The sequence below is a fragment of the Janthinobacterium sp. SUN033 genome (assembly GCF_030397595.1).
Taxonomy (GTDB): Bacteria; Pseudomonadota; Gammaproteobacteria; order Burkholderiales; family Burkholderiaceae_D; genus Janthinobacterium; species Janthinobacterium kumbetense.
In genome coordinates this window covers 414,050-437,166 of the sequence record NZ_JAPQNV010000004.1, presented here as the reverse complement: position 1 = coordinate 437,166, position 23,117 = coordinate 414,050, and the positions used below count along the sequence as shown (strand labels likewise).

The following is a 23,117-nucleotide window of genomic DNA, read 5'->3' as shown; positions in this document are numbered from 1 at the left end:
ACATATCATACCAAATATTCAACTTTCAATGTAATGTTCGGCTTTATCAGTGCCTACACGAGTTGTTGCTGTGACTTGAAAACAAAAAAGGGCTACCAGCCGAAGCGGGTAACCCTTTGATTTACTGCTGAATTCTGGTGCCGACTGCCGGTTTCGAACTGGCCACCTGATGATTACAAATCAACTGCTCTACCAAATGAGCTAAGTCGGCAAAAACTGCGCGTTGCGAATTATACGCTATTTAATGCGTGTCAGGGTCGGGCGGCCGCCTTTTTTTGGTGGCTCGTCGTCGCCTGGCGTGGCGCTGTCGCGTTGTTCGGGGGAGCTGGTCGGCACGGACGACAGGGTGGGACCGCTGGCGGCGGGGGCGAGCACGGGTGGCGGGACGTCGGCGGAGGCCGGGCTGTCCGTCGGTTGCGCGTCCGGGTCATCGTTGCCCAGCACGGGCTCGAAAGCCATGCCCTGGCCGTTTTCGTTGGCGTAGATGGCCATCACGTTGTCGACCGGCACGTAGATTTCGCGCGAGACGCCGCCAAAGCGGGCGTGGAAGCGGATGGCGTCGTTGTCCATCTTCAGGCCGCTGGTGGCGCCGAAGCTGATGTTGAGCACGATTTCGCCCTTTTTCACGTATTCCATCGGTACCGTGGTGCGCGAATCGACTTTGACCGCGAGATAAGGCGTGTAGCCGCTGTCGGTGCACCACTCGTAGATGGCGCGCAGCATATAAGGTTTGGTTGAGATTTCAGACATGGTAGGCACGGTGAGGCGGGAGCGCCCCCGTCAGCATGAGGCGGGCGCACCGGTAGTTCAAAAGACTGGGACAGCGCAAAAAGCAACTTTAACATATGCCCCAAGATATCCCGGCAGGCGCTGCCTGCCGGGATTATCTTTAGCGGCGCATGACCTTTTCGGAAGGGGTCAATGCCTCGATGTACGCAGGACGCGAGAAGATGCGTTCGGCGTATTTCATCAGCGGTGCAGCCGTCTTCGACAGTTCGATGCCGTAGTGGTCCAGGCGCCACAGCAGCGGCGCGACAGCCACGTCGAGCATCGAGAATTCGTCGCCCAGCATGTACTTGTTTTTCAGGAACAGCGGCGCCAGGGTCGTCAGGCGGTCGCGGATTTCCGCGCGTGCCTTGTCGTGGGCCTTGTCGTTGCTCTTGGCGCGTTCGCTTTCCAGCACGTGCACGTGCACGAACAGTTCTTTTTCGAAATTGAACAGCATCAGGCGCGCGCGGGCGCGCATCAGCGGATCGGCCGGCATCAGTTGCGGATGCGGGAAGCGCTCATCGATGTACTCGTTGATGATGTTCGATTCATACAGGATCAGTTCGCGTTCGACCAGGATAGGCACCTGGCCATACGGATTCATGGTCGAAATGTCTTCCGGTTTGTTGAACAGGTCGACGTCGCGCACTTCGAAGTCCATGCCTTTTTCAAACAGGACCAGGCGGCAGCGTTGCGAAAATGGGCAGGTTGTACCCGAATAGAGAACCATCATTTTTTATAGTTCCTTAGAAACAAAGGGGGTGAAGCCGCGAACGGCTCACCCCAGGTCGCTTGTCCACTCATGCGGACAACGCAGAAACAGGCATAAACCGGCCTATGGCCGGCGCCTCACTTATTTGACTTCCTTCCAGAACGACGCGTTAAGGCGCCATGCCAGCAGAGCAAAGACCGACAGGAACAGCAGCACCCACACGCCCAGGCGCTTGCGTGTCTGCTGTGCCGGTTCGGCCATCCACTCCATGTAGCCGACCAGGTCGGCTACCGCATTGTCATACTCGATCTTGTTCAACGTACCTGGCTTGACCTGCTCGAAGCCGGCAAATTTGTGGATCTTCTTGCCAGCTTCGTGCGGATCATTCTCTTCCACGAACTTGGCAGACTGGACACCTTGCAATTCCCATAATACATGCGGCATGGCAACATTCGGCACGACCATGTTGTTCCAGCCGGTCGGACGAGTGTCGTCTTTATAGAACGTACGCAGGTAAGTATACAGGTAGTCGCCGCCTGTGCCAGCGGAAGATGATTTCGCGCGCGAAATTACCGACAAATCCGGCGGTACGACGCCAAAGAAGGCCTTGGCGTCCTGCGGTGCCAGGCTCGTCGTCATCAAGTCGCCGACTTTATCGCCGGAGAACAACAGATTCTGCTTGATCTGGTCTTCCGTCAAGCCCAGGTCGCGCAGGCGGTTGTAGCGCATCGACACGGCGGCGTGGCAATTCAGGCAATAATTGACGAACAATTTGGCGCCATGTTGCAGCGCTGCCATGTTGGTCTGGCGGTCAGGAGCCTTGTCCAGCGGAAAGCCGCCTTCGCTGGCGAGAGCCATGGCGGGCACGAAGGCCAGGATGGCGAGCAGTTTTTTTGCAATCTTCATATGATGTATGTCCTTTGAGCGTGGCGTGAGAGCGGCTTAGTGCGGGTGAAACGTCACACGCGACGGCACGGTCTTGAACTTGCCCATTGCACTCCACCATGGCATCAACAGGAAGAAGCTGAAGTAAATCAGGGTGCACACTTGCGACACGATGGTCTTCGTATCCGTTGGCGCCTGGGTTCCGAGGTAGCCGAGGATCAGGAACGACAGGCCGAAGATGGCGTACACATATTTGTGCCAGTTCGGACGGTAGCGTATCGATTTCACCGGGGAATGGTCGAGCCATGGCAGGAAGGCCAGGATCACGACGGAACCGCCGAAGAACACCACGCCCCAGAATTTCGCGTCCAGCACCTGCGGCAGCATGCCGATGATGGCGACGATGGCGATGCCGGCGATGGCAGACTTGACCGTCGTCGACAGGCGCGACTTGAGCCAGATGAACACCACGTAGGCGGCCACGACACCCATCAGCACGTACATGAAGTCGGCCGTGGTGGCGCGCAGCACCGAATAGAACGGCGTGAAGTACCAGGTTGGCGCGATGTGCAGCGGGGTCTTCAGCGAATCGCCCGGCAGGAAGTTGTTGTATTCCAGGAAATAACCGCCCATTTCCGGCGCGAAGAAGACGACGGCGCTGAAAATGACGAGGAAGATCGAGACGCCGAACAAATCGTGCACGGTGTAGTACGGATGCGATGGAATCGAATCGACCGGGTGGCCGTCGGCGCCCAGGTTTTCCTTCACTTCGATGCCGTCCGGATTGCTCGAACCGACTTCGTGCAGGGCGATCAAGTGCGCTGCAACCAGGCCCAGCAGTACCAGCGGGATGGCGATCACGTGGAAGGCGAAGAAGCGGTTCAGGGTCGCGTCGGAAACGACGTAGTCGCCGCGGATCCACAGCGACAGGTCAGGGCCGATCAGCGGGATGGCGCCAAACAGGTTGACGATCACTTGTGCGCCCCAGTACGACATCTGGCCCCATGGCAACAGGTAGCCGAAGAACGCTTCGGCCATCAGGCACAGGAAGATGGCGAAACCGAACAGCCAGATCAGTTCACGTGGCTTGCGGTACGAGCCGTACAGCAGGCCGCGCGTCATGTGCAGGTAGACGATGATGAAGAAGGCCGAGGCGCCCGTCGAGTGCATGTAGCGCACCAGCCAGCCCCACGGCACTTCGCGCATGATGTACTCGACGGAATTGAAGGCCAGGGCCGCATCCGGTTTGTAGTGCATGGTCAGGAAGATGCCGGTGACGATCTGCAGCACCAGCACCAGCATGGCCAGCGAACCGAAGATGTACCAGAAGTTGAAGTTTTTCGGGGCGTAGTACTTGCCCCATTGGTCGTTCCACAGCTTGGTCAGGGGAAAGCGGTCATCGACCCAGCCCAGCGCTTTTTCGGCGACGGGAGCGTCTGCCGGGAATTTCGTTTCTTTGAAAGCAGCCATGATCAAGCCTCGCCTTTCTCGTCTTTACCTATCAGCAATTTGGTGTCGCTCAGGTACATATGGCGCGGCACTTGCAGGTTGTCCGGCGCCGGCTTGTTCTTGAACACGCGGCCAGCCATGTCGAAGGTGGAGCCGTGGCAAGGGCACAGGAAGCCGCCTTCCCAGTCATCGGGCAGCGACGGTTGCGGGCCGGGGGTAAATTTCGAGGAAGGGGAGCAGCCCAGGTGGGTGCAGATGCCGACGGCGACGAGAATTTCAGGCTTGATGGAACGCGCCTCGTTCATGCAGTATTCGGGCGTGAATTCGGCGGGATTGCGTTGGGAATTGGCATCGGCGACCTTGCCATCGGTTTGCTTGAGCGACGCGATCATTTCCGGCGTGCGCTTCAGGATCCAGACCGGCTTGCCGCGCCATTCGACGGTGCGCATTTCGCCGGGTTGCAAGGTGGTGATGTCTACTTCGACCGGCGCGCCAGCCGCTTTCGCGCGCTCCGACGGCTGGAAGGTGCTTACCAAGGCTCCCGCGGTTGCCAATCCAACTACACTGCCCGCCGCGCACGTGGCGACGAGCAAGCCGCGACGGCCTGAATCGACCTGCTTTTCGTTACTCATGCAAACCCCAATCAGTCAAAATGCGAATCTTTATTATGAGTGGCAGCCGCGAAAAACCCGTCGCCGAAGTTCTTTCCCACTGATTGCCGCAACCCGCATCTTTGTGCGGTAAAGTGGCAACATCCCTGCGGAACTTCGGACTATGGCGCAGCCCATGCCAGTTTCTTGTTGATTATCCGGAAGCGAAAAAGCCGCTTCTGGCAACCGCAAATTATAAGTGAAGCAAACAACGAATAAAACAAAAACGTTGCTTGTACCATAATTTATATACTTTTGCAGGAGGTGGCTAGTTCTTTCGAACTAGATGCGCGCGGCTGTGCCGGAATTGGTCTCGCCGGCAACCACAAGTTGGTGTGCCCGGGAATCAATAGTATGATCGGCATGTTTTTTATACATATCCGAAGGAGAAATTTCATGGCAATGATGCAAGAATTTAAAGAATTTGCAATGAAGGGTAACGTCGTCGATCTGGCGGTCGGTGTCATTATCGGTGGTGCCTTCGGCAAGATTGTCGATTCCCTGGTGCAAGACGTGATCATGCCGCCCATCGGCCGCATTTTCGGCGGCCTCGATTTCGCCAATTACTACCTGCCCCTGAATGGCCAGGCGACGACCCTGACCCTGGTGGAAGCGAAAAAGGCGGGCGCCGTGCTGGCCTACGGCAATTTCCTCACCATTTTGCTCAATTTCGTCATTCTGGCTTTCATCATCTTCCAGATGGTGCGCCTGATGAACAAGGCCCGCCGCAGCGAACCGGTCGCGCCGGCGCCGGCACCGGCCACGCCGGAAGACATCGTGCTGCTGCGTGAAATCCGCGACTCCCTGCAGAAGAACGGACAGAATAGCAACGATCTGGCAAAATAAGTCGTTCCGGCACCGGCCGGCTGACCTGGGTGGAGTGTTATGCGACGATTCTGGTTATTGTTTGCGCAAACCGTGACGATCGCGTTGGCGCTGTACTTTGTGTACGGCGCGCTGCGCCCGGCCAGCCGGGTACAGCAACTGGGCTCTCCGACTAAACCGGTGCCCGTGGTGGAAACGGCGTCCAGCAGCCTGGCGCCCGGTTCCTACCGCGACGCGGCGGCGCGCGCCATGCCCGCCGTCGTCAACATCCTCACCCTGCAAGTACCCAAGCGCGGCGCCCATCCGCTGGCGCGCGATCCCTTCTTCAAACGTTTCTTCGGCGACCGCGACCCGGACGGCGAGGATGACGACGACTTGAAAAACAGCCTCGGTTCGGGCGTCATCGTCAGCCATGAAGGCTATGTGCTGACCAACAACCACGTGGTGGAAGGCGCCGACGAAATCGAAGTGGTGCTTACGGATGGCCGCAAGGCGCCTGCCAAGGTGGTGGGCCTGGACCCGGAAACGGATCTGGCCGTGATCAAGATCAACCTCGACAAGCTGCCCGTCATCGTGCTGGGCCAGTCGGAACTGGCGCGCGTGGGCGACGTGGTGCTGGCCATCGGCAATCCGTTCGGCGTGGGCCAGACGGTGACCATGGGCATCATCTCCGCCCTGGGCCGCAACAACCTGCACATCAACAGCTTTGAAAATTTCATCCAGACGGATGCGGCGATTAACTTCGGCAATTCGGGCGGCGCCCTGGTCGATACGCGCGGCAACTTGATCGGCATCAATACGGCAATTTACTCGCAAAGCGGCGGCTCCGTCGGCATCGGCTTCGCCATCCCCGTCTCGACGGCGAAAACCGTGATGGAAGCCATCATCAAGGATGGCCATGTGGTGCGCGGCTGGATCGGCGTGGAAACGCAGGACATCACGCCCGAGCTGGCGCAAAGCTTCAACTTGCAGCGCAGCAGCGGCGCCATCATCGCCGGCGTGGTGCGCAACGGCCCGGCCGACAAGGCGGGCATCGTGCCCGGCGACATCCTGCTGACGGTGGAAGGCAAGCCTGTCGGCGACACGACGGAAATGCTGAACCTGATCGCCCAACTGCCGCCCGGCGGAAAAGCTAAAATGACGGTGCTGCGCAAGAATCGCGAAGCGGCGCTCGACGTGATGGTGGGCAAGCGCCCCCTCCCGAAAGAGCTTTCCAAATAGTTGCTGATCGGAATTTGACACATGCATGTGCGTGATTTGACCCAATTTTTACGTGAACTGAGCGACAACAACAACCGTCCCTGGTTTGTCATGAACAAGCCCCGTTACGACATCCTGCGCGAGGAATTCCTTGCACTGGTGACGTCACTTATTGCTGAACTCGGCAAGTTCGACCCGGCCGTGAAGTACTGCAATCCGAAGAAGGCCTTGTTCCGCATCAACCGCGACGTGCGTTTCGCGCACGATAAAAGCCCGTATAAGACGCGCTTTTCGGCCGCCATCGCGCCGAACGACATGCGCCGTCCCAGCAAGGCGGGCGGTCCCACGTATTACCTGCAGATCGATGGCCAGGGCAACTTGCTGTTCGGCGCCGGCGAATACATGCCGCCGCCCGGGCGCCTGAAGGCGCTGCGCGAGCACATGGTCAACGACGCGCCAGGGTTTTCCAAAGTGCTGAAAAATAAGCGTTTGAAAGCCCGTTTCGGCACCATCCAGAACGAGGGCAAGCTGCAGCGCCCTCCCAAGGGCTTCGAGGCGGATGCCGAACATATCGAATTCATCAAGCTGAAGAGCTTTTTTGTCTGGACCGAAGTGCCGCTGCCCGTGAACGAACCCGAGCAACTGCTGCCGACCCTGGCGGAAGGCTTGAAGGATGCGTGGCCGCTGGTCGAGTGGATGCGCGGCGCGAAAGAGCCGGAGGAAGTCACCGAGTAATTGCGGAAGGAGCACATGATGGCACTGGAACACGCAAGTTCAGGACAGGTGATCGAGGTGCTGCGCAGGGACGGCGACGACCTGTCGCAGTTTTCCGCCATCGCGCTGGCCAAGACGGATGAACTGGAATTGATCCGCATGTGCATGCCCAAGGGCAAGACCATGCCCGAGCATCACGTGCTCGGCGAAATCACCTTGCTGTGCCTGCAAGGGCAGGTGGCGGTGACGGCGCATGGCGGCGTACACCTGCTGGGGCCGGGGCAGATGCTGTACCTGCTCGGCGGCCAGGCGCACGCCCTGGAAGCGCGCGAAGACAGCCTGTTATTACTGACCATACTCATGCACAAGGCGGGACGTTAGGTTTTTTCTGGCGCTCAAGCCGCTTCGGCGCGCGGATCGCGCGACAGCAGCTGCTGCACCATCACGTGCGGCAAATCGCCATCGAACAGGACGCCGGCCACCGCGTTGGTGATCGGCATCTCGACGCCCATGCGGCGCGCCAGTTCGCGTACTGCCTTGGCGCACGGCACGCCTTCGGCCACATGACCCAGCTCGGCCACGATGGTGTCCAGCGCCTTGCCTTGCGCCAGGCCCAGGCCGACGCGGCGGTTGCGCGACAGGTCGCCCGTGCACGTCAAAATCAGGTCGCCCATGCCCGTCAAGCCCATGAACGTTTCCGTCTGGCCACCCAGGGCCGTGCCCAGGCGCGTGATTTCCGCCAGGCCACGCGTGATCAGCGCGGCGCGCGCATTCAAGCCCAGGCCCAGGCCGTCGGCCACGCCCGTGGCGATCGCCAGCACGTTCTTGACGGCGCCGCCCACTTCCACGCCCACCAGGTCGTCGCTCGCATACACGCGGATGGTGCCGCCATGCAAGGCCGAGACGACGGCGCTGCGCAAGGCCGCGCTGTGCGAGGCGATGGTCAGCGCGCACGGCAAGCCGCGCGCCACTTCCTGCGCGAACGAGGGGCCGGACAGGGCGCCGCCGGGGATATTGTCGCCGAGCACTTCCTGCACGATCTGGTGCGGCAGCAAGCCCGTGCCGCCTTCAAAGCCTTTGCACAGCCACACCAGGTTGCCGATGGCCTTGTCTTTCAATTGCTGCAGCATGGGCCGCAAGCCCGCCACGGGGCAGGCGGCGATCAGGATGCCGTGTTCGCCACCGGCATGCGCGACGGCGGCGTCGAAATCGGCGCTGATGCGCAGTTGCGGCGGCAAGGGGAAGCCGGGCAAATAGCTGTTTTCGCCGCTGGCGGCCATGGCCGCCATGGCGTCGCCGTTGCGGCCCCACAGCAGCACGTCGTGGCGGCCGGCCAGGGCCATGGCCACGGCCGTGCCCCAGGCGCCGGCGCCGAGGATGGTGATCTTGCGGGGGAGCGCCGTGGCGGCGGGAGATGTATCGGGAGAAACTTGCATGCGACCTCAGTCTGGCAGGGGGAGGGGCGCGGCGCGGCTGGCCGCTGCCCGGATGAATCTGGCGGTGCTTACAGGCCCCACACTTCGCTGGTCTTGACGTAGCCGCTCTGGCCATCCTTGTGGCGGACCTTGACCCAGTTGGAGCTCGGCTGCTCGCTCATTTCCAGCAGCACGCCCTTGTCGACGAGGATGATGGGGGAGGCGGTGTCGTCGGGGCTGGCGCGAACCTTGAGGTTCGCGGCGCGCGCCACGACGTTGCGCTTGGCGGACAGGCCCTTGGCTTCCGTCCAGGCCATTTCGCCGCTGGCGTCGCGTACCTTGACCCATTCGCCGTAGCTGAGCACGATTTCCAGCGGCATGCCGCGTGGCGCCACGTACAGCTTGCCGCCCTTTGCGGATGGCGCGTCGTACAGGATCACGGGAGCCGCGCCCACCGTTTTGAAATCGACGGCGTGGCTGGCGGCGGTCGCCAGCAGCAGCACGGCGCCGGCCATCCAGCGGAACTTGCTCAAGAGCGCACTTTTCAACATGATATTTTTGAACCTTAACGAAACACGGCGGCCAGGCCGCCGTGTCAGGCCAGCCTTGACGGCTGGCGGGGTCTTGCCTGAAGCTTAGTGCGTCGTCGCGTCGGCTGCCGGGGCAGCTGCTGCGGCGTCAGCAATAGCTTGCAGACGTTGTTGGTAGAACACTTCGAAGTTGATCTCGGCCAGGTGCACTGGCGGGAAGCCGGCACGGGTGATCACGTCGGCGATGTTGGCGCGCAGGTAAGGGTAGATGATGTTCGGGCAGCCGATTCCCAGCAGTGGATCGAGTTGATCAGCAGGAATGTTGCGTGCTTCGAAGATACCGGCTTGCTTGCCTTCAACCAGGAAAGCGACCTTTTCACCGACTTTGGCGGTGACGGTGATGGTCACGGTGGCTTCGAAGATGCCGTCGGCCAGAGGCGCAGCGCCCACGTCCAGTGCCACTTCGATGGCTGGTGCTTCTTGTTCCAGGAAAATAGCTGGGGAATTTGGTTGTTCCAGCGACATGTCTTTCAGGTAGACGCGTTGGATTTGGAAGACTGGTTGCAGATTTTCGTCAGACATGGAACGCTTTCGTTGTAAAGGACAAGAACGGCACACCGTTCAAATATGGTGCTTGCGGTATTCAAACCGCGCCGGATAGGCGCGGCCAGATCAGGTGCGAGGGCAATTGTATCAAAACAATACGACAAAAAACCAAGCAATTTCTCGAACCCGCTTTATATCAGGCTGCCGTGCCATTTAACAAGGGGTCCAGCTTGCCAGCTTGATCGAGCGCATACAAATCGTCGAATCCGCCCACGTGGGTATCGCCCACATAGATCTGCGGCACCGTGCGGCGGCCCGTGCGTTCCATCATCTTGATGCGCTCTTCCGGGTCGAGGTCGACGCGGATCTTTTGCACGGCCACGCCCTTGGCTTCCAACAGGCGCTCGGCGCGCACGCAATACGGGCACACGGCGGTGCTATAGACAATTACTGGTACGGTCATGATGATTCCTTCAGTTAAGGCTGGCTTATTTCGCCAGCGACAAGGTTTTCAATGGCAAACCTTGCTTTTTCCATTCGTCGAGGCCGCCTTCCAGGCTTGTTGCCTCAGCGAAACCGGCTTTGCCCAGCAGGCCGACGGCGGTTGCCGAACGCGAACCTTTCTGGCAAACCACTACAATGGGGCGCGTTTTGAATTTTTCCAGCTCGCCCAGGCGTTTTGTCAGTTCCGGCAGCGGAATATTTTTTGCGTCAGGCAAGTGGCCCGTGGCGAATTCTTCCGCGCTGCGCACGTCGACGATGACAGTCTTGCCACGGTTGATCAGTTGCGTGACTTCCAGCACGGTCGCGCGCTTGCCGCGCATCGACAGCAGTGGCCAGAGGAGGGCGCCGCCGGAAATAATGACGATGGCAAACAGAAAAATGTGGTCGATAATGAATTTCACGTAGGGTCCAATGGTTTAAGTCAATCCGCGCATTATAAAATAGAAGCTGGACGAGGTCTTTTTACGTTTTGCTTTTTTGATTTGAACCCCTTGAGAAGATAGAACTATGTACAAAATCGTTTTCATGCGTCACGGCGAGTCCACTTGGAACCTCGATAACCGCTTCACCGGCTGGACCGACGTCGATCTGACGGAAAAGGGCGTCAACGAAGCCAAGGCCGCCGGCCAGATCCTCAAGCAGGAAGGTTTTACGTTCGACGTGGCCTACACTTCCGTCCTGAAGCGCGCCATCCGCACCCTGTGGCTGGCGCTCGACGAGATGGACATGATGTATTTGCCGATCAAGAACGACTGGCGCTTGAACGAGCGCCACTACGGCGCCCTGCAAGGCCTGGACAAGGGCGAGACAGCCGCCAAGTATGGCGACGAGCAAGTATTGGTATGGCGCCGCAGCTACGACACCCCGCCGCCGCCGCTGGAAGCGAACGATGACCGCGCCTCGTTCAACGATCCGCGCTATGCCGGCTTGCCGCAAGCATCGATTCCCCTGACCGAATGCCTGAAAGACACCGTGGCGCGCGTGATGCCGGCCTGGGACGAGGAAATCGCCCCGGCCATCCGCGCCGGCAAGAAAATCATCATTTCGGCCCACGGCAACAGCCTGCGCGCGCTGATCAAGATGCTCGACGGCATCAGCGACAGCGACATCGTCGGCCTGAACATCCCGAACGGCCAGCCGCTCGTGTATGAACTGGACGCCGACCTGAAACCGATCCGTCATTACTACCTGGGCGACCCGGCAGCGATTGCGGCAGCGCAAGCTGCCGTGGCGAACCAAGGGAAGGCCAAGTAACTTGTCGTCTTTCTTCCGCGGCACAGCCATCGCCCCCTCTGCTGAACGACCCCTGCCGGCGTGGCGCGCCGGCGCCATGCTGTGCCTGGCGCTGCTGCTTTCCAGCGGTGCCGCGCAGGGCGCCAAGCCCACCGAACGCAGCAAGCAGAAGGCGGCCGCGGAAGCACAACGTGCTGGATTGCAACAAAAGCTGACGGCGCTCAAGCGCGACATCAGCCGCACGGAAAGCGCCAAGGATGACGCGGCCGATACCCTGGCCGAGTCGGAAGAGGCCATTTCCAACGCCAACCGCGCCCTGCGCGATCTGGCGCAGGAGCAAAGCGAGACGGGCGTGAAACTCAATGCGCTGGGGCAAGAGCACCAGCAATTGACGGCCACCGTCGAGAAGCAGAAGACGCAGCTGTCGAAGTTGCTGCGTGAACAATATGTTGCCGGCAACGAAGACCGCATCAAGCTGCTCTTGTCGGGCGATAACCCGAACCGCATCAACCGCGACTTGCAACTGATGGCGTATGTGTCGCAGGCGCAGGCGCGCCTGCTGGAAGCCTTGCGCGCCAACTTGCTTGCCGTGGAGAAAAACCAGGCGGAGGTGCAGAACGCCAAGGATGAACTGGAAGAAATCGCGCAGGAAGAGCGCGACCAGAAGGCCCTGCTGGTGCAGGAGAAGGCGCGCCGCGCCGCCTTACTGACGAGCTTGTCGCAGCGCCTGGTGGCGCAGCGCAAGGAAGTGGGCAATGTCGAGCGCGACGAACAGCGCATGGGCAACCTGGTCGACAAACTGGCAAAACTGATCGAAGAGCAAGCCGCCGCCGCCGCGGCCGAAAAGAAACGCCAGCAATTGCTGGCCGAGCAACGCGCCGCCGCGAAAGCGGCCGCCGACGCCAAGATCGCGGCGGAAAAACGCGAACGCCTGCTGGCCGCGCGCGCCAAGGCCGCCCAGGCGCAGGCCGAACGCGAACGTCTTGCGAAAGAACAACAAAACAAATCGGGCAAGATCAAGCCGCAAACGCCGCCACCGCCGCCCGTGAAACTGGAACCGATCGACGACGACGAGCCGCCGCAAGTGGCCAAGGTGACGCCGAAACCGGAACCCAAGCCGGAACCGGAGCCGGACCGCCCGAGCCTGGGCCCGGCCGCGCCGGCCGGCGCCTTTGCCAGCATGAAAGGGCAGCTGCGCGCCCCCGTGGCGGGCAAGATCGCCGCCCGCTTCGGCAGCAAGCGCGGTGACGGCCCCAGCTGGAAGGGCGTGTTCATCCGCACGGGCGAAGGCAGCGAGATCCACGCCATCGCCGGCGGCCGGGTCGTGTTTTCCGACTGGCTGCGCGGTTTCGGCAATCTGATCATCGTCGACCACGGCGGCCAGTACATGAGTATTTATGGCAATAACCAGTCGCTGCTGAAACGCGTGGGCGACGCCGTCAAGGGCGGCGAGGCCATTGCCAGCGCGGGCAACAGCGGCGGCAACGAGGAATCAGGGCTATACTTTGAATTGCGTCATCAGGGCCGCGCCTTCGACCCCGCCACCTGGGTGAAGTTTTAATTCAGTTCCCACCATTGCTGCGGCAGCGAATTTGTAGATTGCGAAGAATACATGGGTATCAAAGTCAAAAGTATCGGCCTGATCGGTCTGGGCGTCCTGGCCGGCATCGGCATGTCGCTGCAGTTCCCGGCCGTGGCGCAAAAAATCACGAATGCCCCGCTGCCGCTCGACGAGCTGCGCCAGTTGTCCGACGTCTTCGGCTTGATCAAGTCCGATTACGTCGAGAAGGTGGAAGACAAGAAACTCTTGACGGAAGCCATTTCCGGCATGGTCTCGTCCCTGGACCCGCACTCCGTGTATCTGGATAAAAATGCCTTCAAGGAAATGCGCGAAAGCGTGCAAGGCAAGTTTGTCGGCATCGGCATCGAAGTGAGCATGGAAGACGGCTACGTGAAAGTCGTCTCGCCCATCGAGGACAGCCCTGCCGCCAAGGCCGGCATCCTGGCGGGCGACCTGATCACCCGCCTCGACAATATCCCGCTGAAAGGCTTGCAGCTGGAAGAGGTCATCAAGAAGATGCGCGGCCAGCCGGGCACCAAGCTGGTGCTGACGATGTCGCGCAAGGGCGAAAGCAAGCCGCTGGTCTTCCCCATCGTGCGCGAGGAAATCCGCGTGCAAAGCGTGAAGGCCAAGATGGTCGCGCCCGGCTATGCCTGGCTGCGCATCGCCCAGTTCCAGGAACCGACCGTCGATGACATGGTCAAAAAGATCAACGCGCTGTATGCGCAAGACCCCAAGCTCAAGGGCATGGTGCTGGACTTGCGCAACGATCCCGGTGGCGTCGTGCCGGGCGCCATCGGCGTGGCGACAGCGTTTCTTCCGGGCAATTCCGTGATCGTTTCCACCAAGGGCCAGTTGCCCGAGTCGAAACAGGTGTTTTATGGCCGCCGCGAATTCTATGCTGCACCCGGCGCCAGGGCCGACCCGCTGGCCAAGCTGCCGGCCGCCCTGAAAACCGTGCCGCTGGTGGTGCTGGTCAACGCCGGTTCCGCGTCCGCCTCGGAAATCGTCGCCGGCGCCTTGCAGGATTACCAGCGCGCCACCGTCATCGGCACGCAGACGTTCGGCAAGGGTTCCGTGCAAACCTTGCGCCAGATCACGGCCGACACGGCCGTCAAGCTGACGACGGCCCGCTACTACACGCCGAAAGGCCGGGCCATCCAGGCGCGCGGCATCGTGCCCGACTTGCTGGTCGATGAAACGGCCGAAGGCGATGGCTGGAACAGCCTGCGCATCCGCGAGGCGGATCTGGAAAAACACTTGAGCAGCAACGACGGCAAGCCGGAAGCGGCCAAGCCGACGATGGAAGGCATGCAGGATCAGCTGGAAGAAGAGCAGCGCCTGATCGCCACGGCGAAAAAGCGCAAGCCGCTCGAATACGGCGCCAAGGACGATTTCCAGCTGCAACAAGCCTTGAACCACTTCCAGGGCTTGCCGGTGCAGCTGGCCAAGGTCGATGCGAAGGTGGAGAAGATCGGCGCCAAGCCGGAAATCGCTTCCGATATCAAGGCGGACGACAAGAAGATTCCTGTGCAAAAACCGTAGTCGCCGCCATGAACGACAATCAGCTGCTGCGCTATTCGCGCCACATCCTGCTGGACCAGATCGGCATCGAAGGCCAGCAAGCCTTGCTCGACGCGCATGTGCTGGTGATCGGCGCGGGCGGACTCGGCTCGCCCGCGGCCATGTATTTGGCCGCCAGCGGCGTCGGCAAGCTGACCCTGGTCGATGACGACACGGTCGACCTGACCAATCTGCAGCGCCAGATCGCCCACACCACGCAGCGCGTGGGCCAGCCGAAAGTGCTGTCGGCGCGCGAAACCTTGACCGGGATCAATCCCGAGATCGATATCGTCGCCTTGCAGGAGCGCCTCGACGGCGCTCGTCTGGCCGAACTGGTCTGCTCCGCCACGGTGGTGCTCGACTGCACCGACAACTTCGCCACGCGCCACGCCGTCAACCGCGCCTGCGTGGCGGCCAGGGTGCCGCTGGTGTCGGGCGCCGTGATCCGTTTCGACGGGCAAGTGAGCGTGTTCGACCCGCGCACGGGCACGCAACCGTGCTATTCCTGCCTGTTTCCGCAGGAACAGCAGTTCACGGACGAGGCGTGCTCGACCATGGGCGTGTTCGCGCCGCTGGTGGGCGTGGTGGGCGCCATGCAGGCCGCCGAGGCCTTGAAGCTGATCATGGGCGTGGGAGAGTCCTTGGCCGGACGGCTGCTGCTGCTCGACGGCTTGCACATGGAATGGAGCAGCATGCGCGTCGCGCGCGACCCCGGCTGCGCCGTTTGCGGCGAAGTGGTCTTGCCGGCCTGACAGCCCCCGCACAAATTTTTCCCTATATGACAGGCTTTGTCATATTTCCGCTTTATACTCTGCACTCATTACTCACCTTCTTCTCTCTTTCTTATGCAAAACGCAGCAAACCATCCGATACGCCGTCGCCGCGCGCGCGGCTTCACTTTGATCGAAATCATGGTCGTGGTGGTGATCATGGGTATCCTCGCGTCGCTGGTGGTGCCCAAGCTGATCGCCCGCACGGGCGAGTCGAAAGTGGCGGCGGCGAAAGTCGATATCGCTACCGTGATGCAAGCCTTGAAACTGTATCGCCTGGATAACCAGCGCTACCCGACCACGGAACAGGGCTTGCAGGCGCTGATCGAGAAACCGACCACGGGACCGGCCGCGAATGGCTGGAAGGCGGGCGGTTACCTGGAAAAGATGCCGAAAGATCCATGGGGCAATCCGTACCAGTTCCTGTCGCCGGGCGTGAAGGGCGAAGTCGACATCATTTCGCTGGGCGCCGACGGCCAGCCTGGCGGTAGCGGCGACGATGCCGATATCGGTTCCTGGGAACTGTAAGTTTTCCATTGCATGCCAGCCATGACCACCGGTCGCGCTCCGCCCCGGCCACGTGCCAGCGGCTTCACGCTGATCGAATTGCTGGTGGTGATGGTCATCATCGGCGTGACCCTGGGCCTGGTGTCGCTGAACGCCATGCCGAATGGCCAGCAAGCCTTGCAAAAGGAAGCCGAACGCATCGCCCTGCTGCTGCAGCTGGCGCGCGATGAAGCCATCGTGCGCAGCCGGCAGGTGGCGTTCGAGGCTGACGAAAATCAATACCGTTTCCTGGTCCTCAATGAAAAGCTGTGGCAACCCGTGACGCAGGACGATTTGCTGCGCGAGCGCGCGTTTGCCAACACGCCCATGCTGCTCAGCGTGCAGCCCTCGAACAGCGTGGCCCAGCCGCTGCGCATCATCTTCGGCCGCGAACCGGTCGACAAGCCTTTTGTCCTGACCCTGGCCAGCGGCGAGCGCAGCGTGGCCATCCGCGCCGACGGCATCGGCCACTTCACGGTCGAGCAATGATGCGGCTCCCACGTCATGGCCGCCAGCGCGGCTTCACTTTGCTGGAAGTCCTCGTCGCCCTCGTCATCGTCGGCACGGCCCTGGGCGCGTCCTTGCGCGCCGTCGGCAGCCTGACGCAGAACAGCGACGGCTTGCGCAGCGCCATGATGGCCACCTGGTCGGCGGAAAACCATCTGGTGCGGCTGCGCCTGGCAAAGACGTTCCCGCAGACGGGCAAGCGCACGGTCGACTGCCCGCAGGGCGATTTAAAACTCATTTGCGAGGAGGAAGTGGTGGCCACGCCGAATCCCCGCATCCGCCAAGTGCGCGTCAACGTGTATGACGCACAGTACCCGGCCCGGCGCATCGTGCGCCTGGTCTTGCTTTCCTTTAACGACTGATGCTGCGCCGCCCTGTCCCTGCCGCGGGTTTCACCCTGATCGAGCTGCTCGTGGCCATCGGCATCCTGGCCATGGTCGCCGTGCTGGGCTGGCGCGGCCTGGACAGCATCATGCGCTCGCGCGAAGTGCTGACCAGCCAGCTGGAGCAGGCGCGCGGCATGCAGCTGGCGTTTGCCCAGATGCAGAGCGATTGCGACCACCTGGCCGGCGCCGGGCTGAACAACAGCCTGCTGAACGGCCGCATCAACCTGTCGGCGGAAAATGACCGCCTGACCCTGGTGCGCCTGGCCGCCTCGGAGCAGGAGCCGCAACAGTTGCAAGTGGTCACTTACCGGCTGCGCGGCGGCGTGCTGACGCGGCGCGAGTCGAACGGCACGCGCGACCTGGCCGTGCTCGACACCCTGTGGCAGGCGGCGCGCGACGATACCGATACCTCCAGCGCCGACGTGGCCCTGATGCAGGGCGTCGACAGCATGGTCATGCGCGGCTGGAGCAATGGCGCCTGGAACGTGCTGACGGCGGGCGCCACTATCTCCACCCAGGTGCCGGGCCTGGAAGTGACCTTGCAAATGCCGGGCCAGGACGCGGGCCTGTCCAAAGTCTTTTTATTGGGACCGGGATGACGCGCTTCAAGTTCCCCTCGCGCCAGCGCGGCGTGGCCGTCATCACGGCCTTGCTGCTGACGGCGCTGGCCATCACCGTCGTCGCCAGCCTGTTCTGGCAGCAGCAGGTGCAGGTGCGCTCGATGGAAAACCAGCGTTTGCGCCTGCAGACGCAGTGGGCCATGCGCGGCATGGTCGACTTTGCCCGCTTCTGGTTGCGCCAGGACAATCCCATGCTGACGGCGGCCGACGGCGTGTGGGCCACTCCCATCGAGGAAGCGCGGCTCGACGATTACGTGGACCGCGAAAAGGTCGACACGGAAAAATTCGACGCCACCGTCTCGGGCCGCGCGCTCGATGCGCAGGCGCGCTTCAATATCACCAACCTGGTCGACGCCACGGGCACCATCAATCCGAAGCAGGTGCTGGCCTACCAGCGTTTATTGTCCAACATGAAGCTCGACAGCGGCCTGGCGCAAGCGACGGCCGATGCCGTGCTGCGCGCGCGGCCGAAGCCGCGCACCGCCAGCGGCACCGACGGCAAGACGCCCGCTGCCACGCCCGCCACGGGCGGCGGCAGCGAGCCGGTGGCGTTCACGCAAGTCGAGGATTTGCTGGCCGTGCCCGGCTATACGCCGCAGATGATCGAGCAGCTGCGCGATGTCGTCATCATCTTGCCCGAAATCACGGGGGTCAACGTGAACACGGCCCCGGCCGAGGTGCTGGCGGCCGTAACGATGATGTCGCTGTCCGAGGCCAGCGCCCTGACTTTGAGCAATCCGCGCAAAAAGTTTGTCGATAAGTTAAATTTCCAGAATAATATTAATGCTGAACTGATTGAAGGCGTGGAACTCGATGTGAAGAGCCGCTATTTCCTTACCGTCATCCGCGTGCGGCTGGACCGTGCCGCGCTCGATGCCGTGGCGCTCATCAATCGAAAAACGGATCCGCAGCGCACCACCAGCCTGGTCTGGTTGCGGGAAAATTAACAGCTGAAAGCGAGTCACTTTGACAATATTGTATATCCGTCACCCGGCCAAGGCCTCCACCGACAGCGCGCCGGCCTGCTCCTTCGTGCTGGCCGGCGACGGCGGCGCCCTGTTGCAGCAGGGCAGCGCGCCGCTGGGCAGCCTGGGCCAGCTGATCGCCGGCGCGAAGCAGGTGGTGCTGCTGCTGGCGGCGGCCGACGTGACCCTGCTGCGCCTGAAAACGCCGCCGCTGGCCGGCGCCCGCTTGCGCGCGGCCTTGCCTGGCCTGGTGGAAGAACACATCCTCGGCGACACCCAGGATTGCCTGCTGGCCGCCGGCGCGCCCGATGCCGCCGGCATGCGCACGGTGGCCGTGGCGCAGCGCGCCTGGGCCGAGGTACTCGTGAAAGCCTTGCTGGCGCAGGGCGCGCGCAAGGTGGCGCTGCTGCCGTCGCAGCTGTGCCTGCCTTTGCAGCCCGGCAGCGTGACGGCTGCCCTGCAAGCCAGCGGCGATGGCCTGGAACTGGCCTTGCGCCGGGCGCCGCAAGAGGGCCTGGGGCTGGTGTTGCCGGCCCAGCCGCAGCAGGCGCTGCTGACGACGCGCGCGTTTGCCGGCGACGTGCCCCTGACGGTCTACGTGGCGCAGGCCGAGCTTGCGCAATATCAACAACTGGCCGCCGGCATGGACGGCGTGACGGTGGAACCGGACCACTGGGCGCACTGGATCGCCGGCGCCAGGGGCGCGGGACTGGACCTGGCCGCTTCCCTGGGTACGGCGACGGGATCGGCCACCGAATGGCGCCGCTGGCGCTGGCCGCTGCGCCTGGCGCTGCTGGTCGTGATCGTCAATCTGGCCGGCATGAATATCGAATGGATGCGCTTGAAGCGCGAGGCCGCCACCGTGCGCACCTCGATGCAGCAAACCTTCAAGGCCGCGTATCCGAACGAAACGCCCGTGTATGGCCTGGAAGCGGAGCAGATGCGGCGCAATATCGCCGCCGCCCGCCTGCAGGGCGGCCAAGCGAGCATGGATGACTTCACCAGCATGAGCGCGGCGCTGGGCGAGGCGCTGGGCGGCCTGGCCGGGCGCGGCGTGGTGGCCTCGCTGGAATACCGCGAGCGCAGCCTGATCGTCAAGCTGAAACCGGACATGGTCGACGCCAGCGCCCAGGCGCAGGTGCGCGACGGCCTGGCCGCGCGCAAGCTGGCCTTGAATGAAACGGCGCCGGGCGTGTGGAAGATCACGCCGGCCACGGGAGCAAAAACATGAGTGCAGCAGTCAACAAGGCGCGCGCCGCCTGGGCGGGGCAGCAGCAGGCCGTGCAGGCCTTCTGGGCCGAGCGCACGCCGCAGGAGCGCAAGCTCTTGAGCATCGGCGGCGTGGTGGCGGGGCTGGCCCTCGTCTACGCCGTATTCTTCGAGCCGGCCTGGACGGGCCGCATCGCCTTGCAAAAGAGCTTGCCCGAGCTGCGCCAGAACGCGGCCCAGCTGCAGGCGCTGGCGCGCGAAGCGGGCGAGCTGGCGCGCCAGGCGCCCGTGCAGGTGGCAAGCATGAGCCGTGACAGCCTCGACGCGTCGCTGAAGGCGCGCGGCCTGGCGCCGCAATCGCTGTCGCTGACGGGAGAGTACGCGCGCGTGCAGCTGAACGGCGTGCCGTTCGCCAGCGTCATGCTGTGGCTGGACGGCTTGCGCCGCGAAGGCCGCGTGGCGGTGCAGGAAGCGAAGATCACGGCGCAGGGCAAGGCGGGGCTGGTCGACGCCAGCCTGACCCTGCACCAGAGCCCGGGCGCGGCGCGATGATACGCCTGCTAGGCTGGCTGCTGGCCATCATCGTCAGCGTCTGCGTCACCCTGCTGGTGTTTTTCCCGGCCGGCTGGGTCGCCAGTCTCGTGGAAAAGCAGACGGGCGGACGTTTGACCTTGGGCGATGCGCAAGGTACCCTGTGGCGCGGCTCGGCCTTTGTCGGCGGGGCGGCCAGCGCGAATGGCGCCGTGACGCCCCTGCTGCCGGGGCGCTTCAGCTGGCGCATTTCGCCATCCGTGCTGTGGGGATCGGTGGACGTGGAATTGCAGAATGCGCAGGCGCTGTCGCAGGCCGTCAATTTGCGCGGCTCGTGGTCGCACTGGCAAGTCAGCCCGGCGGCCCTGCTGCTGCCGGCCGACGGCCTGGGCGGCCTGGGCGCGCCCTTGAATACCGTGGCGCCGACGGGCAGTATGCGCCTGTCGTGGAGCACCTTGCAGCTGGCGCTGGAAAAACAGCAGTTTTCCGCCGTCGGCCGCACGACCCTGCAGATGACGGACATGGCGTCGCGCCTGTCGTCCTTGCGTCCGCTGGGCAGTTACGAGCTCGATTTCGATTGGCAGGGGCAGCAGGCGACGTTGACCTTGCGCTCCATCAAAGGACCGCTGCTGCTCGACGGCAGCGGCAGCCTGCAACAGGGGCGCATGCAGTTTTCCGGCCAGGCCCAGGCCGCAGCAGGATATGAAGAGACCTTGGCGAGTTTGTTGAATTTGCTGGGACAGCGCCGTAGCAATAGCGAAAAAAACATCATCGCCTTAGAGTTCAGACAATGAAAAAACCATCCGTGAGCCCCCATACCTTCTCCTTTTCGCTGCGCCGCCTGTCGGCCGCCGCCTTGCTGTGCTGTTCCGTGGCCGGCATGCCGGCCCCCGTCTGGGCCGCGCCCGGCGATGAAGCGGCGCTCAATTTCGTCGGCGCCGACATCGAGTCCGTGATCAAGGCCGTGGGCCATTACACCAACATCAATTTCGTCATCGACCCGCGCGTCAAGGGCACGATCACGCTGGTGTCGGAAAAATCGATCAGCAAGACGCAAGCCTTCGCTCTGCTGGCCTCGGCCCTGCGCCTGCAAGGCTATGCGGTGGTTTCCGGCGACGGCTATGCGAAAGTGGTGCCGGAAGCGGACGCCAAGCTGCAATCCGTGCCGACCCAGGTGGGCAATGGCAGCAGCCAGGTGAAGGGCGACCAGATCGCCACCCAGGTGTTTTACCTGAACTACGAATCGTCGGCCAACCTGCTGGCCGTGCTGCGCCCCCTGATTTCGCCGAACAACACGATCAATGCCAACCCGGGCAACAACTCGCTGGTGATCACCGATTACGCGGATAACCTCAAGCGCCTGGCGAAGATCATCGCCGCGCTCGACGTGCCCGCCTCGACGGACCTGGACGTGATCCCCGTGCGCTATGCCATCGCTTCCGACCTGGCCTCGATGGTGAATAAACTGATGGAAGGCGGCAATGCGGGCGGCGCCGCAGGGGCCGACGCGGGCAAGGTGTCCGTGCTGGCCGACCCGCGCACCAATTCGCTGGTGCTGCGCGCGCCGTCGGCGGCGCGCGCCAACCTGGCCAAGTCGCTCATTTCCAAGCTGGACCAGCCGACCACGCAGCTGGGCAACGTGCACGTGGTGTACCTCAAAAATGCGGACGCCACCAAGCTGGCGCAAACCCTGCGTTCGGTGGTGACGTCGGACGGCACGGCCGCTTCGGCGCAGCAGCCGGGCAACAACAGCCTGAATACGAATAACCAGAACAACCAGGGCGGCGGCATGAACACCACTGGCCTGGGCGGCAATACGCAAAGCGGCACCACGGGCGGCGCTTCGCTGAGCAACGGGCCGCAGCAGCTGTCCTCGGGCGGCGCGGCAGGCTTCATCCAGGCCGACGCCTCCACCAATACCCTGATCCTGACGTGCAACGAGGCCGTCTATCGCAACCTGCGCGCCGTGATCGACCAGCTCGACGTGCGCCGCGCCCAGGTCTACATCGAGGCGCTGATCGTCGAAGTGACGTCGGCCAAGGCCTCCGAGTTCGGCGTGCAGTGGCTGGGGCTTTCCGGCGACAGCAGCAGCAGCTACCGCGTGGGCGCGCTGCAGTCGTTCGCCGGCGGCACCGACAACAATATCGCCAAGCTGGCGCTGGGCGGCGGCAAGGTGCTGCCGACGGGGGGCCTGACCCTGGGCATCTTCAAGCAGATCAACGGCGCGCTGGGCCTGGGCGCCGTGGCGCATGCGCTGGAATCGGACGGCAACGCGAACATCCTGTCGACGCCGAACCTGATCACCCTGGACAACGAGCTGGCGACCATCAAGGTGGGCCAGAACGTGCCTATCCTGACGGGCCAGTACACCAGCACGGCCGGCACCAACACGAACCCGTTCCAGACCATCGACCGCAAGGAGGTGGGCCTGACCCTGAAGGTGCGTCCGCAGATTTCCGAAGGCGGCACGATCAAGCTGGGCATCTATCACGAGACGTCGAGCGTGGACAAATCCACCTCGACGGCCGTCAGCGGCATCACCATCAACAACCGCGTGATCGAAAACAATGTGCTGGCCGACGATGGCCAGATCATCGTGCTGGGCGGCCTGATCGAGGACAGCACGGGCGACAACGCGGAAAAAGTGCGCGGCCTGGGCGACATTCCCCTGATCGGCAACCTGTTCAAGTACCAGACGCGCGAGCGCAAGAAAACCAATCTGATGATCTTCCTGCGCCCCGTCATCGTGCGCAACAAGGAGCAGAGCGGTAGCCTGGCGGCCGACCGCTACGACTACATGCGTTCGGCCGAGACGGCCGCCGTGCCGGCATCGGGCAATCTGATGCTGAAAGACCTGGGCACGCCCGTGCTGCCGGCCCTGCAGGATGGCCAGCCGGTGGGCGGCAGCATGGTGACGCGCCCCGTGCCGCCGGCGCCGACGCCGCCGCCAGGCGCGCCGGCCAACGCGGCCACGCCGCCGCAGTCGCAGTTGCAGCAATATCAGCAACAGCCGCAGCCGCAGAAGTGA

The 23,117-nt window shown here is 62.6% G+C and carries 27 protein-coding genes and 1 tRNA gene; 17 read left to right on the top strand and 11 right to left on the bottom strand.

Going from position 1 to position 23,117, the window contains the following annotated elements:
• Positions 1 to 135: 135 nt before the first annotated feature.
• The 6 genes from OX460_RS19085 to petA form a co-directional block, all read right to left on the bottom strand.
• Positions 136 to 211 (bottom strand) — tRNA-Thr (locus OX460_RS19085).
• Between the two features lie 26 nt (positions 212 to 237).
• Positions 238 to 750, bottom strand: coding sequence for a ClpXP protease specificity-enhancing factor (locus OX460_RS19080; RefSeq protein ID WP_099665815.1), 513 nt, complete (start codon positions 748 to 750; stop codon positions 238 to 240).
• A 139-nt stretch (positions 751 to 889) separates the two neighbouring features.
• Positions 890 to 1,501 (bottom strand): glutathione S-transferase N-terminal domain-containing protein, encoded by a 612-nt coding sequence (locus tag OX460_RS19075; protein ID WP_010394154.1) that lies wholly within the window; start codon positions 1,499 to 1,501, stop codon positions 890 to 892.
• A 120-nt stretch (positions 1,502 to 1,621) separates the two neighbouring features.
• The gene (locus OX460_RS19070; RefSeq protein ID WP_099665814.1) at positions 1,622 to 2,386 is read right to left on the bottom strand and encodes a cytochrome c1; all 765 of its coding nucleotides are present in this window, start codon (positions 2,384 to 2,386) and stop codon (positions 1,622 to 1,624) included.
• Positions 2,387 to 2,422: 36 nt separating this feature from the next.
• Positions 2,423 to 3,835: a cytochrome bc complex cytochrome b subunit gene (locus tag OX460_RS19065; RefSeq protein WP_099668284.1), complete on the bottom strand. Its 1,413-nt coding sequence runs from the start codon at positions 3,833 to 3,835 to the stop codon at positions 2,423 to 2,425.
• Positions 3,836 to 3,837: 2 nt separating this feature from the next.
• Complete coding sequence (petA, locus tag OX460_RS19060; RefSeq protein ID WP_034783594.1) at positions 3,838 to 4,446, bottom strand: ubiquinol-cytochrome c reductase iron-sulfur subunit; 609 nt, start codon at positions 4,444 to 4,446, stop codon at positions 3,838 to 3,840.
• A gap of 414 nt (positions 4,447 to 4,860) precedes the next feature.
• Between petA and mscL the strand changes: the two genes are divergently transcribed.
• Genes mscL through OX460_RS19040 form a run of 4 tightly spaced genes read left to right on the top strand, consistent with a single transcriptional unit; the run spans position 4,861 to position 7,584 of the window.
• The gene (gene mscL / locus OX460_RS19055) at positions 4,861 to 5,310 is read left to right on the top strand and encodes a large conductance mechanosensitive channel protein MscL (RefSeq protein WP_046681989.1); all 450 of its coding nucleotides are present in this window, start codon (positions 4,861 to 4,863) and stop codon (positions 5,308 to 5,310) included.
• Positions 5,311 to 5,349: 39 nt separating this feature from the next.
• A complete protein-coding gene (locus tag OX460_RS19050; RefSeq protein ID WP_180278647.1) occupies positions 5,350 to 6,510 on the top strand; it encodes a Do family serine endopeptidase in 1,161 nt (386 codons plus the stop codon).
• A 21-nt stretch (positions 6,511 to 6,531) separates the two neighbouring features.
• Positions 6,532 to 7,224: a DUF2461 domain-containing protein gene (locus OX460_RS19045; protein ID WP_289899576.1), complete on the top strand. Its 693-nt coding sequence runs from the start codon at positions 6,532 to 6,534 to the stop codon at positions 7,222 to 7,224.
• Positions 7,225 to 7,239: 15 nt separating this feature from the next.
• On the top strand, positions 7,240 to 7,584 hold the full coding sequence (locus tag OX460_RS19040) for a cupin domain-containing protein (RefSeq protein ID WP_289899575.1): 345 nt from the start codon (positions 7,240 to 7,242) through the stop codon (positions 7,582 to 7,584).
• Between the two features lie 14 nt (positions 7,585 to 7,598).
• Here the strand turns inward: OX460_RS19040 and OX460_RS19035 are convergent, their stop codons facing one another.
• The 5 genes from OX460_RS19035 to OX460_RS19015 form a co-directional block, all read right to left on the bottom strand.
• Positions 7,599 to 8,639: an NAD(P)H-dependent glycerol-3-phosphate dehydrogenase gene (locus tag OX460_RS19035; RefSeq protein ID WP_251349455.1), complete on the bottom strand. Its 1,041-nt coding sequence runs from the start codon at positions 8,637 to 8,639 to the stop codon at positions 7,599 to 7,601.
• 68 nt (positions 8,640 to 8,707) lie between these two features.
• On the bottom strand, positions 8,708 to 9,169 hold the full coding sequence (locus tag OX460_RS19030) for an SH3 domain-containing protein (RefSeq protein ID WP_099665810.1): 462 nt from the start codon (positions 9,167 to 9,169) through the stop codon (positions 8,708 to 8,710).
• Between the two features lie 84 nt (positions 9,170 to 9,253).
• The gene (gene secB / locus OX460_RS19025; protein WP_077398684.1) at positions 9,254 to 9,730 is read right to left on the bottom strand and encodes a protein-export chaperone SecB; all 477 of its coding nucleotides are present in this window, start codon (positions 9,728 to 9,730) and stop codon (positions 9,254 to 9,256) included.
• A 160-nt stretch (positions 9,731 to 9,890) separates the two neighbouring features.
• Complete coding sequence (grxC, locus tag OX460_RS19020) at positions 9,891 to 10,157, bottom strand: glutaredoxin 3 (RefSeq protein ID WP_070220900.1); 267 nt, start codon at positions 10,155 to 10,157, stop codon at positions 9,891 to 9,893.
• A gap of 25 nt (positions 10,158 to 10,182) precedes the next feature.
• The gene (locus OX460_RS19015) at positions 10,183 to 10,599 is read right to left on the bottom strand and encodes a rhodanese-like domain-containing protein (protein WP_289899574.1); all 417 of its coding nucleotides are present in this window, start codon (positions 10,597 to 10,599) and stop codon (positions 10,183 to 10,185) included.
• 106 nt (positions 10,600 to 10,705) lie between these two features.
• Between OX460_RS19015 and gpmA the strand changes: the two genes are divergently transcribed.
• The 13 genes from gpmA to gspD all read left to right on the top strand — a co-directional run bounded on the left by gpmA (position 10,706) and on the right by gspD (position 23,117).
• Positions 10,706 to 11,452, top strand: coding sequence for a 2,3-diphosphoglycerate-dependent phosphoglycerate mutase (gene gpmA / locus OX460_RS19010; protein WP_176381555.1), 747 nt, complete (start codon positions 10,706 to 10,708; stop codon positions 11,450 to 11,452).
• Between the two features lie 76 nt (positions 11,453 to 11,528).
• Positions 11,529 to 12,992 (top strand): peptidoglycan DD-metalloendopeptidase family protein, encoded by a 1,464-nt coding sequence (locus OX460_RS19005; RefSeq protein WP_289899773.1) that lies wholly within the window; start codon positions 11,529 to 11,531, stop codon positions 12,990 to 12,992.
• Between the two features lie 51 nt (positions 12,993 to 13,043).
• Complete coding sequence (locus OX460_RS19000) at positions 13,044 to 14,537, top strand: S41 family peptidase (protein ID WP_289899573.1); 1,494 nt, start codon at positions 13,044 to 13,046, stop codon at positions 14,535 to 14,537.
• An 8-nt stretch (positions 14,538 to 14,545) separates the two neighbouring features.
• Complete coding sequence (gene moeB / locus OX460_RS18995) at positions 14,546 to 15,307, top strand: molybdopterin-synthase adenylyltransferase MoeB (protein WP_289899572.1); 762 nt, start codon at positions 14,546 to 14,548, stop codon at positions 15,305 to 15,307.
• Positions 15,308 to 15,400: 93 nt separating this feature from the next.
• Positions 15,401 to 15,853, top strand: coding sequence for a type II secretion system major pseudopilin GspG (gspG, locus tag OX460_RS18990; RefSeq protein ID WP_289899571.1), 453 nt, complete (start codon positions 15,401 to 15,403; stop codon positions 15,851 to 15,853).
• Positions 15,854 to 15,865: 12 nt separating this feature from the next.
• Positions 15,866 to 16,360 (top strand): GspH/FimT family pseudopilin, encoded by a 495-nt coding sequence (locus OX460_RS18985; protein WP_051959291.1) that lies wholly within the window; start codon positions 15,866 to 15,868, stop codon positions 16,358 to 16,360.
• Complete coding sequence (gene gspI, locus OX460_RS18980; RefSeq protein WP_240317643.1) at positions 16,360 to 16,740, top strand: type II secretion system minor pseudopilin GspI; 381 nt, start codon at positions 16,360 to 16,362, stop codon at positions 16,738 to 16,740. The genes OX460_RS18985 and gspI overlap by 1 nt, the downstream gene beginning before the upstream one ends.
• On the top strand, positions 16,740 to 17,363 hold the full coding sequence (locus OX460_RS18975; RefSeq protein WP_099665805.1) for a prepilin-type N-terminal cleavage/methylation domain-containing protein: 624 nt from the start codon (positions 16,740 to 16,742) through the stop codon (positions 17,361 to 17,363). The genes gspI and OX460_RS18975 overlap by 1 nt, the downstream gene beginning before the upstream one ends.
• Positions 17,360 to 18,331 (top strand): type II secretion system minor pseudopilin GspK, encoded by a 972-nt coding sequence (gene gspK / locus OX460_RS18970; protein ID WP_289899570.1) that lies wholly within the window; start codon positions 17,360 to 17,362, stop codon positions 18,329 to 18,331. The genes OX460_RS18975 and gspK overlap by 4 nt, the downstream gene beginning before the upstream one ends.
• Before the next feature lie 19 nt (positions 18,332 to 18,350).
• Positions 18,351 to 19,580 carry a type II secretion system protein GspL gene (gene gspL / locus OX460_RS18965; protein WP_289899569.1) on the top strand — a complete coding sequence of 410 codons (1,230 nt, stop codon included), beginning with the start codon at positions 18,351 to 18,353 and terminating at the stop codon, positions 19,578 to 19,580.
• The gene (locus OX460_RS18960) at positions 19,577 to 20,110 is read left to right on the top strand and encodes a type II secretion system protein M (RefSeq protein WP_251349449.1); all 534 of its coding nucleotides are present in this window, start codon (positions 19,577 to 19,579) and stop codon (positions 20,108 to 20,110) included. The genes gspL and OX460_RS18960 overlap by 4 nt, the downstream gene beginning before the upstream one ends.
• Positions 20,107 to 20,883: a type II secretion system protein N gene (locus OX460_RS18955; protein WP_289899568.1), complete on the top strand. Its 777-nt coding sequence runs from the start codon at positions 20,107 to 20,109 to the stop codon at positions 20,881 to 20,883. Before OX460_RS18960 ends, OX460_RS18955 begins: the two co-directional genes overlap by 4 nt.
• On the top strand, positions 20,880 to 23,117 hold the full coding sequence (gene gspD, locus OX460_RS18950; protein WP_289899567.1) for a type II secretion system secretin GspD: 2,238 nt from the start codon (positions 20,880 to 20,882) through the stop codon (positions 23,115 to 23,117). Before OX460_RS18955 ends, gspD begins: the two co-directional genes overlap by 4 nt.

Excerpts from the sequence above, each read along its gene's own strand:
- OX460_RS19080 (WP_099665815.1), bottom strand. The coding sequence starts at position 750 with ATGTCTGAAATCTCAACCAAACCTTATATGCTGCGCGCCATCTACGAG.
- OX460_RS19075 (WP_010394154.1), bottom strand. The coding sequence starts at position 1,501 with ATGATGGTTCTCTATTCGGGTACAACCTGCCCATTTTCGCAACGCTGC.
- OX460_RS19070 (WP_099665814.1), bottom strand. The coding sequence starts at position 2,386 with ATGAAGATTGCAAAAAAACTGCTCGCCATCCTGGCCTTCGTGCCCGCC.
- OX460_RS19065 (WP_099668284.1), bottom strand. The coding sequence starts at position 3,835 with ATGGCTGCTTTCAAAGAAACGAAATTCCCGGCAGACGCTCCCGTCGCC.
- petA (WP_034783594.1), bottom strand. The coding sequence starts at position 4,446 with ATGAGTAACGAAAAGCAGGTCGATTCAGGCCGTCGCGGCTTGCTCGTC.
- mscL (WP_046681989.1), top strand. The coding sequence starts at position 4,861 with ATGGCAATGATGCAAGAATTTAAAGAATTTGCAATGAAGGGTAACGTC.
- OX460_RS19050 (WP_180278647.1), top strand. The coding sequence starts at position 5,350 with ATGCGACGATTCTGGTTATTGTTTGCGCAAACCGTGACGATCGCGTTG.
- OX460_RS19045 (WP_289899576.1), top strand. The coding sequence starts at position 6,532 with ATGCATGTGCGTGATTTGACCCAATTTTTACGTGAACTGAGCGACAAC.
- OX460_RS19040 (WP_289899575.1), top strand. The coding sequence starts at position 7,240 with ATGATGGCACTGGAACACGCAAGTTCAGGACAGGTGATCGAGGTGCTG.
- OX460_RS19035 (WP_251349455.1), bottom strand. The coding sequence starts at position 8,639 with ATGCAAGTTTCTCCCGATACATCTCCCGCCGCCACGGCGCTCCCCCGC.
- OX460_RS19030 (WP_099665810.1), bottom strand. The coding sequence starts at position 9,169 with ATGTTGAAAAGTGCGCTCTTGAGCAAGTTCCGCTGGATGGCCGGCGCC.
- secB (WP_077398684.1), bottom strand. The coding sequence starts at position 9,730 with ATGTCTGACGAAAATCTGCAACCAGTCTTCCAAATCCAACGCGTCTAC.
- grxC (WP_070220900.1), bottom strand. The coding sequence starts at position 10,157 with ATGACCGTACCAGTAATTGTCTATAGCACCGCCGTGTGCCCGTATTGC.
- gpmA (WP_176381555.1), top strand. The coding sequence starts at position 10,706 with ATGTACAAAATCGTTTTCATGCGTCACGGCGAGTCCACTTGGAACCTC.
- OX460_RS19005 (WP_289899773.1), top strand. The coding sequence starts at position 11,529 with ATGCTGTGCCTGGCGCTGCTGCTTTCCAGCGGTGCCGCGCAGGGCGCC.
- OX460_RS19000 (WP_289899573.1), top strand. The coding sequence starts at position 13,044 with ATGGGTATCAAAGTCAAAAGTATCGGCCTGATCGGTCTGGGCGTCCTG.
- moeB (WP_289899572.1), top strand. The coding sequence starts at position 14,546 with ATGAACGACAATCAGCTGCTGCGCTATTCGCGCCACATCCTGCTGGAC.
- gspG (WP_289899571.1), top strand. The coding sequence starts at position 15,401 with ATGCAAAACGCAGCAAACCATCCGATACGCCGTCGCCGCGCGCGCGGC.
- OX460_RS18985 (WP_051959291.1), top strand. The coding sequence starts at position 15,866 with ATGCCAGCCATGACCACCGGTCGCGCTCCGCCCCGGCCACGTGCCAGC.
- gspI (WP_240317643.1), top strand. The coding sequence starts at position 16,360 with ATGCGGCTCCCACGTCATGGCCGCCAGCGCGGCTTCACTTTGCTGGAA.
- OX460_RS18975 (WP_099665805.1), top strand. The coding sequence starts at position 16,740 with ATGCTGCGCCGCCCTGTCCCTGCCGCGGGTTTCACCCTGATCGAGCTG.
- gspK (WP_289899570.1), top strand. The coding sequence starts at position 17,360 with ATGACGCGCTTCAAGTTCCCCTCGCGCCAGCGCGGCGTGGCCGTCATC.
- OX460_RS18960 (WP_251349449.1), top strand. The coding sequence starts at position 19,577 with ATGAGTGCAGCAGTCAACAAGGCGCGCGCCGCCTGGGCGGGGCAGCAG.
- OX460_RS18955 (WP_289899568.1), top strand. The coding sequence starts at position 20,107 with ATGATACGCCTGCTAGGCTGGCTGCTGGCCATCATCGTCAGCGTCTGC.
- gspD (WP_289899567.1), top strand. The coding sequence starts at position 20,880 with ATGAAAAAACCATCCGTGAGCCCCCATACCTTCTCCTTTTCGCTGCGC.